The following is a 14,217-nucleotide window of genomic DNA, read 5'->3' as shown; positions in this document are numbered from 1 at the left end:
ACCGTCTGTTGCGAGAACCCTCAGCTAGACCGTGCCGTCCAGACCAACGACGTCCCGCCGTCGGGCCCCGGCCCCAGCCGGAACTCGCCGCCGTGCCGGCGGGCCCGGGTGGCGAGGTTGTCGAGCCCGGACGAGCGGGTGCGCTCGGGGTCGATCCCGACGCCGTCGTCGGTGACCACCACCTCGATGTCCTCCGGACCGACCGCCAGTCGCACGTGCACCGACGCGGCCCGGGCGTGCCGGGCCGCGTTCGCGAGCCCCTCCCGGACCACCGCGACGATGTCGTCGGCGAGGTCGGCGTCCACGTGCGCGTCCAGGTCGTCGGCCGCCTGGTCCGACGGCTGCGGCACCCCGGTCACGGGATCGGTGGCCTCCAGCACCAGGGACGGGGCGAACCCGAGGCCCGTGCGGGCCAGCGAGGTCTCCCGGCGGAGCCGCTCCAGGAGCGGCGCGTTCTCGTTCGGGGAGCGCAGGTTCTGCACGATCGCGCGGATCTGGCGCACCGAGTCGTCGACGCCGTCGAGCGCCGTGGCGAGCACCTGACGCAGTTCGTCACGTTCGGCCGGCACCTGCTCGCGTGCGTGGGTCAGCTGCAGTCCCGTGGCGAACAGCTGCTGGATGGCCATGTCGTGCAGGTCCCGGGCGATCCGCGCGCGCTCCTCGACGAGCCCGGCGAGGTCCTGGGCCTGGCGCGCCTCGGCGAGCTTCAGCGCCAGCGCGGCCTGCCGGGCGATGGACTCGGCCACGTTCAGGTCGCTCTCGGTGAACTCGGGGGCGTGCTTGTTCCGGAGCAGGATGATCACGCCCATGCTCTGCCCCTCGGCGACGAGCGGCGCGTACAGCGACGGCCCGTACCGGCCGAACTCGGGCACCCGCAGGTTACGCGCGCGGGCGAAGGAATCGACGATGATCCCCTCCTTCTCGGCCAGCACCGACATCGCCCGCCCGTCCGGCGGCATCACGATCCCGACCAGGTCACCGACCGGGTCCCCGTCTGCGAACTCGATCAGCCAGGAGTCGTCGACGCCCGGCAGCACCACCACGGCGGTGTCCGCGTCCGCCACCTTGCGCACCTTTCGGGCGATGAGGGCGAGGGCGTCCTCGACCTCGAGCCCGGACAGCAGCGCCGTGGTGATCTCCTGCCCGACGGCGAGCCACCGTTCCCGGGTCTGCGCCGCCTTGTACAGGCGCGAGTTCTGCACCGCGATCGCGGCCGCCGCGGCGAGCATCCGGATGTTCTCGGCGTCGGCCTCGGTGAAGTCGCCGCCCGCCTTCTCGGACAGGTAGAGCCGGCCGTAGACCTGGTCGGCCACCCGCACCGGGACCCCGAGGAACGAGCGCATCATCGGGTGCCCCTCGGGGAATCCCTGGAACCGTGGGTGGGTGGTCAGGTCGGACAGCATCAGCACCCCGTCGGTCGGGATCTCGGCGAGGATCCCGCGCCCGTGCGGGTGCTCCAGCGCCGCCTGGGTGACCGGGTCCACCCCATGCTGGACGAACGTCTCCGTCTCCCCGGCCGCGTCCAGGACGCCGATCGCGGCGTACTTCGCGCCGGTCAGGTCCGCGGCGGCCCGCACGAAGTTTGCGAGCATGTCGTCCAGATGCAGGTGCGAGGTGACGGACAGGACTGCGTCGATGAACTTCGTCATGGCCGGCGGCCGAGCGCGAGGGTCTCCATGTCCCCAGTGTGGCCGCTGGCCGGGGGCTCCGGCGAGGGACCGAAGCCCCGAGCGCCGAGGTCGATCACCTGGTCGGCCCGGTCCAGTCCGGCCAGGCGGTGGGTCACCACGAGGACACCGCGCTCGCGACCGACGCCGAGGATGTCGGCGATGAGGGCATCCGCGGTGGCCGGGTCGAGGTGTTCGCCGGGCTCGTCCAGGAGCATCAGCGGAGCCGGGTGCAGGAGGGCCCGGGCGAGCAGGAGCCGGCGGCGTTCCCCGCCTGAGAGCGTCGTGGCATCCGGCCCGAGCATCGTGTCCAGGCCGTCCGGCAGCCGGTCCAGCAGGTCACCGAGTCCCGCCCGGGTGAGGGCCTCGGTCGCCTGGCTCGGCGTGACGTCGCCGCGGGCCACCCGTAGGTTCTCCAACACCGTGGTGGCGAACACGTGCGCGTCCTCGGCCGTGACGGCGACGGTCGCGGACGGGTGCGCACGGCCCTCGGTGCCGCCGATGCGGAGCTCGCCCGCGACGGGTTCGAGCAGGCCGGCGAGGGTGAGCAGCAGGGTGGTCTTGCCGATCCCGCTCGGCCCGATCACGACGACGGCGCGGCCGGCCTCCAAGTGCAGATCCAGGCCGGTCAGCACGGGCGGGTGGCCCGGGTAGCCGCAGGCGAGGCCGGTCGCGACGATCGTCGGGTCGACGGCGGTGGTTGGCCCGGCCGTGACGCTCGCCCGGGCGGGGCTCGCCAGGGTGGTCGAGGGGTCGACGGCGGCGCTCGCCCCGGCGGGGGTCGTCGCCGTGGTCGTGTTGTCGTTGTCGTTGTCGTTGTCGTTGTCGTTGTCGTTGTCGTTGTCGTTGTCGTTGTCGGCGGCCGGCCAGGCGCCGGCCCGGTCCAGCAGGTCCACGAGCCGGCGCGCGGCGCCGCCGGACCGGATCACCTGCAGCGCGGCCGCGGGCAGCGCCCCGGCTGCCTCGAACGCGGCCAGCGGGGTGAGCACCACGACCGCGAGCTCCACCGGTGCCAGGGTCCCGGCGGTGGTCGCCGGGATCCCGACGAGCATCGCCCCGACCACGGCCAACCCGGTCGCGAGGATGCCGAGCCCCTGCGCGAGCGCCGCGGGCCGGGCGGCGGCGTCCCGGGCGGCGGCCACCCGCGCCTCGGCGCGGCGCAGATCCGCGACCGCGGCGGCCAGGCGACCGGACACGCGCAGCTCCGTGGCGCCGTCGAGGATCAGCATGGCCGCGGCCGCCACGTCAGCGCGGGCCTGCACACCGGCCAGCTCGCTGCGCCGCGCCGCGGCCGCGGCGAGAGCCGGAGCGCCGATCCCGGCGATCAGCAGGGCGAGGGTCAGGATGCCCGCGGCGGCGGGCGAGAAGGCGGCCACGAGGCCGACGGTGCCGGCTGAGACCACGACCGCGACCGCCGTCGGGATGAGTGCCCGGACCACCACGTCACCGACCGCGTCCACGTCGGCGCCGACCCGGGCGAGGACGTCGCCGCGGCGCATCCCCGCGGTCGCCTCCGGGTGCCCGCCGGCGAGGATCCGGTACACGTTCGTGCGCAGGTCCACCACGCCGCGCAACGCCACCTCGTGCGCGGACAGCCGCTCCAGGTAGCGGAACACCCCACGGGAGATGCCGAGCGCCCGCACCGCCACCACGGCCACACCGAGGTGCATGACCGGCGGCATCTCGGACGCCCGGGCGATGAGCCACGCCGACGCCGCCGCGAGCCCGACGGCGCTCCCCAGGGCGAGGGTGCCGCACAGGATCGCGACCAGCACGCGGCGCGGCTCGACCCGCAGCAGCGGGAGGACCCGGCGCAGCGCGGCCAGGCCCCCGGGGTCACGGCGGTCGGCTCGGGAGAAGTTGCTGGCGGTCCCGGCGGTGGACGTGGAGGAGGTCACCGGGTCACCGCCGGGCGATCGGTCTGTTCGGCGTGATGGGCCTGCTCGGCGTCTTCGGAGCTGCGGTGGTCATCCGTGCGGCCCGCCCCGCCGGCGCGCTCGGGCAGCGCACCCGCGCGTACCTCGAGGACGTGGTCCGCGGCCGCGATGAGCTCGGGCCGGTGCGCGATCACGAGCACCGCCTTCCCGGCGTCGGCGGCGGCGCGCAGGGCGGTGAGCACCTGCGCCTCGCTCGCCGCGTCCAGGTGCGCGGTCGGCTCGTCCAGCACCAGCATCCGGCCCGGGTGCACCAGGGCCCGGGTCAGGGCGAGGCGCTGCCGCTGCCCGAGGGACAGGCCAACGCCACCCCGCCCGATCGGCGTGTCCCACCCGAGGGGAAGTCCGGCCAGCACGTCGTCGAACCCGGTCGCCGCGGCCGCCGCCGAGAGTGCTGAATGGGCTGCCACTTCAGCTCTTTCACCGCCGCCCGGCGAGGTGGGCGATGCCGAGAGTGCTGAATGGGCTGCCACTTCGGCACTCTCACCGCCGCCCGGCGAGGCGGGCGATGCTCCCGTGACGTACTCGCGCAGCGTGCCCGGCTCGATCACCGGCCGCTGCGGCACCCAGGTGACCTGCGCCCACCACGAGGCCGGCGCCACCTCGGCGAGCGGCACCACGCCGTCGCCGGTGTGCAGCAGGACCCGACCTTCGTCGGGGGACTGGACGCCGAGCGCGGTCATCGCCGCGGTGGTCTTGCCGGCGCCGCTCGGGCCGACGAGCGCGGTGATCGCCCCCGGGCGGGCCACGCCGCTCAGACCCACCGGTGCCGCGTAGCCGCGGTCCCCGGCGCGCACGCCGACGCCGTCCCACTCGAGCGCGGTCACGGCGCCGACCGGGCGGGTGCCGGCGGCAGCCGGGTTGTCGGGGCCGGGCAGGGGCGTGTCCAGGATCGTGTGGACCTGGTCGGCTGCCGCCACGCCGTCGGCGGCGGCGTGGAAGTGCACGCCAACCTGCCGCAGCGGCAGCAGCACCTCGGGGGCCAGGATCAGGACGGCAAGACCCGTGGTCAGGTCGAGCTCGCCGTAGACGAGCCGCAGCCCGACCCCGACGGCGACCATCGCCACCGACAGCGAGGCGAGCAGTTCCAGCACGGCACCGGACAGGAACGCCACCCGCAGCGTCGCCATCGTGGTGCGACGGGTCGCATCGGCCAGTTCCCGGACCCGGCGCACCGGGCCGAGCGCCCGCCCGAACGCCTGCAGCGTGGGCAGCCCGGCGATCAGGTCCAGGAGCTGGCTGCCCAGGCGGGACAGCGCCGCCAACCGGTCCGCCGCGTACTTCTGGGTCGCCACACCGACGAGCCACATGAACAGCGGGATCAACGGGATCGTGACCCCGATCGTGATCGCGGAGACCACGTCCAGCCCTGCGATGACGGCCAGCACCGCCGGGGTGAGCACCGCCGTCAGCAGCAGCTGCGGCAGGTACCGCACGAAGTAGGGCTCGAGGGCCTCGATGCCGCGCGTGGCCAGGGTGGCGGTATCGGCGGCGTACGTCGCGAGCCAGCGTGGCCCGAGGCTCGCCGAGTGGACCAGCACCTGCTCCCGCAGTTCGGTGATCACCCGCACGGCGCTGCGGTGCGCGACCGACTCCGAGACCGCAGACAGACCCGCGCGCACCACGAACAGCGCACCCACCCAGGCGATCTGTGGCAGGACCTGCCCGAGCGTGGCCGCCCCGGTGACCACCGGGGCCACCGCGCGGGCGAGCAGGATCGCGCCGGCCACCACGCACGCCGTCATCGCCACGGTCAGCACCGCCGTGAGGAGCACGTAGGTGCGGGCGGCGTGGGCCCGGCGGAGCAGGCGCGGATCGAAGGGCTTGCTCACGAGCTGGCCGGGTCCTTCGCGGGGTCCCGGCGTGGCAGTCCGATGTGGGCGGGGATGGCGCCCGCGGTCAGGCGCTTGCGGAACACCCAGTACGTCCAGCCCTGGTAGGCGAGGATCAGCGGGGTCAGGCACGCCGCCACCCACGTCATGATCGTCAGCGTGTAGTCCGTGGACGAGGCGTTGGAGATGGTCAGCGAGTTCGCCGGGTCGTTGATCGCGGGCAGCACGTTCGGGTACAGCGAGCCGAAGATGAACACGACCACGGCGGCGATCGTGAGCGCGCTGAGCGTGAACGCCCAGCCCTCCCGGCGGGCCCGGGTCGCGAACACGACCGCCACCAGTGCCACCGCGGCCACGCCCACCGGCACCCACGTCCAGGTGTGCGCCGAGTGCGCCACCTGCGCCCAGACCGCGAACGCCCCCGCCACCACGAGGGTCGGCACCGCGAGCACGGCGGCCGTGCGCCCGGCGCGCTCGCGCATCTCACCATCGGTCTTGAGGCTGATGAAGATCGCACCGTGCAGCGCGAACAGCAGTGCGGTGGTGGCGCCGCCGAGCAGCGCGAACGGGGACAGCAGCTCGAAGAACCCGGAGACCATCTGGTGGTCGGCGTCCAGGCGCACCCCGCGCACGAAGTTCGCGAACGCGACGCCCCAGAGGACCGCCGGCACCCAGGACCCGATCGTGATGGCCCAGTCCCACCGGGCCCGCCAGGCGTCGTCGTTGATCTTGCCGCGGTACTCGAACGCGACGCCGCGGATGATCAGTGCCGCCAGGATCGCCAGCAGCGGCAGGTAGAACCCGGAGAACATCGTGGCGTACCACTCCGGGAACGCCGCGAAGGTGGCGGCACCGGCCACGATCAGCCACACCTCGTTGCCGTCCCAGACCGGGCCGATGGTGTTGATGATCAGGCGGCGGTCGGTGTCGCCCTTGGAGAGCGGGCGCATCAGCATGCCGACGCCGAAGTCGAAGCCCTCCAGGACGAGGTAGCCCATCCAGAAGAAGGCGATGATCAAGAACCAGAGCAGGGGCAGATCCATGGCTTCCTCGACTCAGTACGCGAACGAGAGGGGTTGGGACTCGGTGCCGCCGGGATCACCGGGCCCGTCGCCGGCGCCGGGATCGTCCGACGAACCCGTCGCGGCGGTGGCGCCCGCGGCCGGTGCCACGCCGTTCGCGGCGTACCGGCGCATCAGCGTGAACCAGACCACCGCGAGCACCGTGTACAGCACGGTGAACGTGATCAGGGAGGCGAGCACCTCCCCGACGGGCACGGTCGTGGACAGGCCGTCCGCGGTGAGCATCCAGACCAGGTCCACGCCGGTCGGGTTCGGGGCCACCACCCAGGGCTGGCGGCCGGTCTCGGTGAAGATCCACCCGAACGAGGCGGCGATGAACGGCATCGGGATGGCCACCAGGCACAGTCGCCCGAACCACTTCGAGTCCGTGATCCGGCCGCGCCGCAGCAGCCACAGCCCCACCAGGGCCAGCGCCGCCGACCCCGCCGCGAAACCGATCATGAGCCGGAAGGACCAGTACGTCAGGGCCAGGTTCGGGCGGTAGTCGACGCCCTCGCCGTACTGCTCGGCATACTGCTCCTGGAGGTCCTCCACGCCGGGCAGGTACCCGTCGAAGTCGCCGGTACCGAGGTAGCTCGTCACGCCGGGGATGGTGAGGATGTGCTGGACGCCCTCGCAGCTGTTGGACAGGTCCCCGATGGTGAGCAGGGAGAAGTCCGCGCCGTTCTCGCCCTCACACAGGGCCTCCGCCGAGGACATCTTCATCGGTTGCTGCTCGTACATGAGCTTGCCCTGATAGTCCCCGCTGACGACCACCCCGGCGCCGGCGATCACGATGGTGGCCAGCCCGAGCAGCGCGGCCGGCCGGTACACGGTTCGGGCCAGATCCTTCTCGGAGTTCCTGGCGGCGCGTACCAGTAGCCAGCCTGCCACGCCTGCGACGAACGTCCCGGCCACCAGCAACGACGTCGCGACGGTGTGCGAGTACGCGGCGACCAGGGTGTTGTTGGTCAGCACCGCCCCGAAGTCGACCATCTCGGCGCGCCCGGTCTCCTCATTGAAGATCGCGCCCACGGGGTGCTGCATCCACGAGTTGGCGGCGAGGATGAAGAACGCGGAGGCGTTCGTCGCGATCGCCACCGCCCAGATGCAGGCCAGGTGGACCTTCTTCGGCAGCCGGTCCCAGCCGAAGATCCACAGGCCCAGGAACGTGGATTCCACGAAGAACGCGGCCAGGCCCTCGATGGCCAGTGGCGCCCCGAAAACGTCGCCGACGAACCGGGAGTACTCGCTCCAGTTCATGCCGAACTGGAACTCCTGGACGATCCCGGTGACCACGCCGATCGCGAAGTTGATCAGCAGGAGCTTGCCGAAGAACTTCGTGAGCCGGTACCAGTTCTCCTTGCCGGTGAACGTCCAGATCGTCTGCATGATCGCCACCAGGGGCGCCAGACCGATCGTCAGCGGCACGAAGATGAAGTGGTAGACGGTCACGATGCCGAACTGCCAACGGGCTACGTCGAGTGCTTCCACCGGTGTGGCCATCCTTCTGGGGAGCGAGGTGCGCGGTAGACATGACGCTAGGCGCGGCCCTGCCGCCGACCTGGGACCAAGGTCCCGTGTGGTGACGGCGTGTCACCTCCGCCCGTCCGGGGCCTGTGCGATACTTGGCGCGGTGAGCCGGTCAGTCCCATACCTGCCGGTGAGCCCGACGACATCGGCAAAGGTAGTTGGGGTTGTGGAACACGCGCCGCCACCAGGCAAGGCGCGGGCCAGGACCGACCACCCGGAGAACGTGCCCACATGGTGCGTGATGGAATCGGCGGACGGTCGACGCGAGAACTCGCGAGGCCCGAGGCACACACGACTTTCTTACGGCCACCCCGCGGGGTGACGCCGACGAACCGCCCAAGGGCGCCAGGCGGGTATGGCTGGGGCACCGGGCACCGGGAGCACCACCCGTGACCGAGAACGACAGCAACAGCAACAGCAACGAACAGACCACGGCAACGGAGCCGACCGAGGTCGCCACCACCGAGGAGCCGCGCCGGCGCCGCTCGCGCCGCGCCACCCGGCCGGTCATGACCCCCGAGGAGCACGCCGCGGCCGCGGCGGCGCAGGCCGCACAGACGGCGGACGGCGGCGCGAAGGTCGCGCAGGCATCCTCCGACAGTGCGGGGTCGCCCGCGCCGGAGACCGCCGACGGCGGGGGCTCGCTCCCGAACGACGGCACCGAACGCGCTGGGGGCACCGAAGGCACCGCCGGCACCGAAGGCACGGCCGGCACCGAAGGCACCGCCGGCGCCACGGCCGAGGCGGACGCCCCGGCGAAGGTGGTGCGCAAGCGCAGCCCGCGCAAGAAGAAGGTCGCCGAGGAGGCCCCGGCAGCCGAGACTGCGAACGAGGCGACCGTCGCCCAGGGTGACGCACCCGCTGACGCCGGTACGCCGTCGGACGCCGGTGCGCCGTCGGACGAGGAACCGGCTCCGAAGAAGCGCAGGTCGGCCGGCTCCCGGTCGAGGAAGAAGGCCGGCACCGACTCCGACGCCACCGAGGCGGCCGGCGGTTCCGAGCAGGCCGACACCGCGGCGGCGCAGGCCACCGAGGTCGCGGCCACCGACGCCGTCCAGGCGGCGGCACCTGCTGCCGAGGCCACCCGTACCGAGACCCAGTCCGAGGCGCCCAAGCGGGCCCGACGCTCACGCCGGGCCGGGGCCGCGGCGGGCGCGCCCGCACCCGCGCCCACCCTTGACGTGTTCGCTGCCTTCGGCGTGGACCGCGAGGATGCCGACGCCGACGAGGCGGCCTCCCCGGAGTTGGCCCGGGTCGACATCGACCTGCCCGAGCGGGACCGTCACGCCGGCGTGGGCATCGAGGACACCGACGACGAGGACGAGACCGACGTCGACGACGAGCTGGCCGACGACGAGTTGGCCGACGGCGACGAGTCGGACGACGAGTCCCCGCGCCTGCCCGCCACCGCACTGCTGTTCCAGGCTCCGGACGTCGCCCGCCGCAGCCGCCGTGCCGCAGCCCCGGCCGGCCCACCGGAACCCCGCGAGGAGCGGCCCGCACGCACCCGCCGCGCCGTGGACGAACCGGCCGCACCGGTCGAGGACGAGTCCGGCGATACCGAAGAGACCGACAGCGCCGGGGACGCCTCCGGTGACGAGGGCGGTGCGCCGAACCGCCGCCGGCGCCGCCGCGGGGGGCGGGGTCGCCGTCGACCGGCGAACTCCGACTCCGACTCCGGCGACGACGGTTCCGACGACGATGACGCCGCCACCGGCGAGGAGCCGGAGGACGACGGCGCCAAGGACGAGGCGTCCAAGGACACCGACGCCGACGCCAGGCAGGACGCCGACCTGGGTTCCGATGACTCCGACGGTGGCGATGGCTCCGACGGCGGTTCGCGCCGCCGGCGCCGGCGCCGCAGCCGTGGCGGCAACGGCAGCGGCAGCAGCGGCGGCTCCCGTTCGGATGACGGCGCCCGCGCCGCCCGCGACGAGGTCACCGCGCTGAAGGGTTCCACCCGGCTGGAGGCGAAGCGCCAGCGGCGCCGCGACGGTCGCGACTCGAACCGGCGTCGCTCGATCATCACCGAGGCCGAGTTCCTGGCCCGCCGGGAGTCCGTCGAGCGCGCCATGGTGGTGCGTGAGCGGGACGGCCGCACCCAGATCGCGGTGCTCGAGGACAACGTCCTGGTGGAGCACTACGTGGCCCGCAAGACCCAGACCTCGATGGTCGGCAACGTCTACCTCGGCCGCGTCCAGAACGTGCTGCCGTCGATGGAGGCCGCCTTCATCGACCTCGGCAAGGGCCGCAACGCCGTGCTCTACGCCGGCGAGGTGAACTGGGACGCCGCCGGACTCGAGGGCCAGCCGCGCCGGATCGAGCAGGCACTGTCCTCCGGCGACTCGGTGCTCGTGCAGGTCACCAAGGACCCGATCGGGCACAAGGGCGCCCGGCTGACCTCACAGATCACCCTCGCGGGCCGGTATCTGGTGCTCGTGCCGTCCGGAGCGATGACGGGGATCTCCCGCAAGCTCCCGGACACGGAGCGGGCGCGCCTGAAGAAGCTCCTCAAGGAGATCGTCCCCGACGGGCAGGGCGTCATCGTGCGCACCGCGGCCGAGGGCGCCAGCGAGGAGGAGCTGCGCAACGACGTGGAGCGGCTCACCAAGCAGTGGGCGGACATCGAGACGAAGACCTCGCGCAAGTCGGTCACGGCGCCGGTGCTGCTCAAGGGCGAGCCCGAGCTGGCCACGCGTGTGGTCCGGGACGTGTTCAACGAGGACTTCGCCTCGCTGACGGTCTCCGGCGCCGAGGCGTGGTCGACCATCTCGGAGTACGTCTCCTCGGTGGCCCCGGATCTGGCGCCACGCCTGCACCACTGGGTCGAGAACAAGGACGTGTTCGCGGCGCACCGCATCGACGAGCAGCTCGCCAAGGGCATGGACCGCAAGGTGTACCTGCCCTCCGGCGGGTCCCTGGTGATCGACCGCACCGAGGCGATGACCGTGGTGGACGTCAACACCGGGAAGTTCACGGGCTCCGGCGGCACCCTCGAGGAGACCGTCACCCGGAACAACCTCGAGGCGGCCGAGGAGGTCGTGCGTCAGCTCCGGCTGCGTGACATCGGCGGCATCATCGTGATCGACTTCATCGACATGGTCCTCGAGGCGAACCGGGACCTGGTGCTGCGACGCCTGACCGAGTGCCTCGGCCGTGACCGCACCCGCCACCAGGTGGCCGAGGTGACGTCGCTCGGCCTGGTCCAGATGACCCGGAAGCGGGTCGGCCAGGGCCTGGTCGAGGCGTTCAGCGAGACCTGCGAGCACTGCAACGGCCGCGGGTTCATCGTCCACGCCGAACCGGTCGAGAACGACGGGCCGAGCGAGCCGGAGCCCGAGGAGAGCCGCGGCGGTCGCCGTCGGGGCAACCGCCGCAGCGGCGGCGCCGGTGGCGACGGTCGTCAGCCGGCCCCGGCACCCGCCCCGGAGCCGGAGGTGGACCCGGAGCAGCGCGCCGCGGTACGGGCCACCCTGGCCACCATCGCAGCAGCGGCGGCCCACGCCCACGACCAGGAGCACGGCCACCCGCAGGACCACGACGGCGACGAGCCGCACGCGCCCGTCCTCGACGGCGCGCCCGAGGCGGAGGTCGACGCGGCTTCGGCGGAGACCGCCGGGCACGACACCGGTGCGAGCCTCGGCCTGCTCCCGCGTCTGCCGATCCCGGACCGCACGGTCGGGGAGCGGCTCGACGCCCTGGCCCGCGGGATCGGCCGGAACTCCTCGGACTCGGCGCAGTTCGAGGCGGCGGCCGCCGACGCGGCCTCCGTGGACGGCGCCCTGCTCGGCAACGGCAGCGACGAGCCCGTCCAGGTGCGGTTGGTCGAGGGCAGCTACGGCGTGCTCGCGGCGCCGACCCACCTACCGCAGGATGAGTCCCAGGCTGACGACGACTCCGCGACGGACGGTCCCGACGCCGGCTGAGCACGGATTCCAGAGACGACCGTGGAGCCTCGATCTGGGGCCCCACGGTCGTCTCCGTCCGGGTAGCGTGCCAGCGCGGAGGGCAGGGGCCTCAGGCCCCGGTGTTCGCGGTACCCATCTGTAGTGGCTCGGTGGTCCGCGGGTCCGCACGGGCGCCCTTGGGCGCGGGGCGTCGGTCCAGCCACCGGTTCCACACGTAGCGCAGGAACGTGGGCGTCAGCGCGATCGCGGCCACCAGGAACAGCATGAACGTGGCGGTGCGGGCACCGAGCAGGGTCAGCGGGGCCACGGAGAGCGCGTAGATCCCGAGCATCACCATGCCGCGGGTCCGCGGTCCCTTCGACCGGGTCGCCGCGAACGCCGACGACTCGTCCAGCGGGTCGTTCGTCACCGGGAACGGCGCGGCGGTCGTGTCCCCGAGTTCCAGGCCGGCGGTCTGGGCGAAGCCGGCCAGGCCGCCGAGGTCGCCGCTGGGTGCCCAGTCCCGCGCCGGCAGCACGGCGCGCCAGTGCCCCCAGCGGTCGGTGAGCGCGAAGGCCCAGGCCTGCCCCTCGTGCATCAGCCGCTGGATGGAGACCAGCCCGAGGTCGGAGTCGGAGGATGCAGCGAGCCAGGCCTCATGGCCGGTGGCGCTGCGGATGCCGACGTTCGCGCCGTCGTACAGCAGGGCCGCCCGCCGTGCGAACCGCAGGGTCTTGCCCGGTGCGGACCCGGGCCGGTACACGGCCTTCATCCGGCGGAGGTCGTGGTCACGGAACCAGGCCCAGAGCCACCAGAGCCAGGGCTCGAGCACGGCCGCGAACATCAGGACGACGCAGGCGCGCACCCACCAGGTGTTCGCGAGCAGGTATGCCGACCCGAGGCCGCCGATGATGATCGCGGCCAGCGCGGGCCATCGGATGATCCCGTTCAGCGGGGACGCCGGGCCGGTGTCCTTGTTCAGGGTGTTGCCGCGCTTGGCGCGGCGGCGGTAGGCATCGGCCGGCCGGGCACCAGTGCCGCGGTAGGGGAGCAGGTGCGGCGCCGGGCGGATCACGTCCGCCACCACGTCGATCGGAGTGGCGGCCGGGTTGGTCGGCGTCGCCAGTCCGGTGGTGCCGCTCTTCGCCTTGGGCCGGACGCGGTCCGGGTCGGCCATCGGTGGGTGCGCCACGCCGCGCCGGATCGGCACGCGCAGGGTGGCCGCTCCGGCGGTGACCCCGGTCGCCTGCAGCGCCCAGACCAGGCGGGCGTGGGCCCGCAGGTACTCGGCGCCGGGAGCCATCGACCAGGGCTGGGCCACCGTGACCTCGGGCTGCACGAGCCAGTCCGCGACCGCGATCGCGCCCATGCTGTGGCCGGCGTCGTTGCAGAAGTGCACCGCGCCGAGGGCGTCGTAGAGCGGCACCTGCGCGTACCGCTCGGCCGGGTCGTAGGGGGCCAGCACATCCACCGGTGACGGTGGCGCGACATGCAGCAGGTACGCGATCGGGGTGTCCGTGCCGATCACTCGCCGACCCTGCGCCGTGGTGAACTCGACCCGGTCCGCCACGAACATCACCCGGGCGTACCTGGCCCAGCGGGTCTGCGGCCGCGCGCGGGGCGACGCGCGTAGCTCGATGCGCCCGGAGCGGGCCGGCAGCGTCGGCATGGCCGGCCGCTCGTAGTCCCACATCGCCGCGGTGAACATCGCGGCCAGATGCTCGACGCCGGCCGCTGCGGTGGCCACGTTGCCCGCGAGCAGGAACCGGCGCGAGGAGCCGATCTGCGCGCCGAACTGCGCGAGCGCGTCCGTGGCGGACTTCAGCGCCCCGCCGACGTGCCCCAGCACCGCGTTGAAGCCGTACACCGGCTCTGCCTGGGTGTCCGGGTTGACCGGTGTCCGGCCGGCCGGTGCGCCCGCCAGCGTCGCGTACTCACCCCAGGTGGGTGGCGTCACGGAACCGAGGACCTGCTGCTCGGTCAGCATCAGTCGCCAGTCGGCGAGCATCCGGCGGTCCGCTTCGAGCATCGAGACGATCGTGGTGAACCGCTGCCGCAACTGCTCCTGCTCCTGCGGCAGGAAGCCGAGGAGCTCGCTGGCGGCGCCGAGCGCCGAGGCCACCGTGGCGCGGGCGTGGTCGAACGGGTCGCCGCCGGCGGCCAGCAGCAACTGGCTCGGTGTGCGGGGAGCCGCGGGCTGCACACGCCGCTTCGGGGGCACCGGGGCGGTCGGGGACTGGAGAGTCATCGCGTCCCAGGCTAGTCGCCCGGCACCGGCCGCCGGCCGGGGCGGATGGGCAGGT

The 14,217-nt window shown here is 73.3% G+C and carries 7 protein-coding genes; 1 reads left to right on the top strand and 6 read right to left on the bottom strand.

Features of this window, described 5'->3' with window-relative positions; genetic code table 11:
* Positions 1-20: 20 nt before the first annotated feature.
* From KCQ71_RS20530 to KCQ71_RS20510, 5 genes are read right to left on the bottom strand one after another with little or no spacing between them, the layout of a single operon-like run.
* Positions 21-1,649, bottom strand: coding sequence for a sensor histidine kinase (locus tag KCQ71_RS20530; RefSeq protein ID WP_223409477.1), 1,629 nt, complete (start codon positions 1,647-1,649; stop codon positions 21-23).
* A complete protein-coding gene (gene cydC / locus KCQ71_RS20525) occupies positions 1,646-3,565 on the bottom strand; it encodes a thiol reductant ABC exporter subunit CydC (RefSeq protein WP_223409474.1) in 1,920 nt (639 codons plus the stop codon). The genes KCQ71_RS20530 and cydC overlap by 4 nt, the downstream gene beginning before the upstream one ends.
* Positions 3,562-5,433, bottom strand: coding sequence for an ABC transporter ATP-binding protein/permease (locus tag KCQ71_RS20520; protein ID WP_223409471.1), 1,872 nt, complete (start codon positions 5,431-5,433; stop codon positions 3,562-3,564). Before KCQ71_RS20520 ends, cydC begins: the two co-directional genes overlap by 4 nt.
* The gene (cydB, locus tag KCQ71_RS20515; protein WP_223409469.1) at positions 5,430-6,476 is read right to left on the bottom strand and encodes a cytochrome d ubiquinol oxidase subunit II; all 1,047 of its coding nucleotides are present in this window, start codon (positions 6,474-6,476) and stop codon (positions 5,430-5,432) included. The genes KCQ71_RS20520 and cydB overlap by 4 nt, the downstream gene beginning before the upstream one ends.
* Before the next feature lie 12 nt (positions 6,477-6,488).
* The gene (locus KCQ71_RS20510; protein ID WP_223409467.1) at positions 6,489-7,988 is read right to left on the bottom strand and encodes a cytochrome ubiquinol oxidase subunit I; all 1,500 of its coding nucleotides are present in this window, start codon (positions 7,986-7,988) and stop codon (positions 6,489-6,491) included.
* Positions 7,989-8,416: 428 nt separating this feature from the next.
* Between KCQ71_RS20510 and KCQ71_RS20505 the strand changes: the two genes are divergently transcribed.
* Positions 8,417-11,953, top strand: coding sequence for an Rne/Rng family ribonuclease (locus KCQ71_RS20505; protein WP_223409465.1), 3,537 nt, complete (start codon positions 8,417-8,419; stop codon positions 11,951-11,953).
* A 91-nt stretch (positions 11,954-12,044) separates the two neighbouring features.
* On the opposite strand, the gene KCQ71_RS20500 is transcribed toward KCQ71_RS20505, so the two are convergent.
* The gene (locus KCQ71_RS20500) at positions 12,045-14,162 is read right to left on the bottom strand and encodes a hypothetical protein (protein ID WP_223409463.1); all 2,118 of its coding nucleotides are present in this window, start codon (positions 14,160-14,162) and stop codon (positions 12,045-12,047) included.
* Positions 14,163-14,217 lie beyond the last annotated feature (55 nt).

The sequence above is a fragment of the Occultella gossypii genome (genome assembly GCF_019947135.1).
Lineage (GTDB): Bacteria > Actinomycetota > Actinomycetes > Actinomycetales > Beutenbergiaceae > Occultella > Occultella gossypii.
This window is presented reverse-complemented; position numbering and strand designations above follow the sequence as displayed.

What these genes read in the sequence shown, in the direction of transcription:
- KCQ71_RS20530 (WP_223409477.1), bottom strand. Translation starts at nt 1,649, where the DNA reads ATGACGAAGTTCATCGACGCAGTCCTGTCCGTCACCTCGCACCTGCAT.
- cydB (WP_223409469.1), bottom strand. Translation starts at nt 6,476, where the DNA reads ATGGATCTGCCCCTGCTCTGGTTCTTGATCATCGCCTTCTTCTGGATG.
- KCQ71_RS20500 (WP_223409463.1), bottom strand. Translation starts at nt 14,162, where the DNA reads ATGACTCTCCAGTCCCCGACCGCCCCGGTGCCCCCGAAGCGGCGTGTG.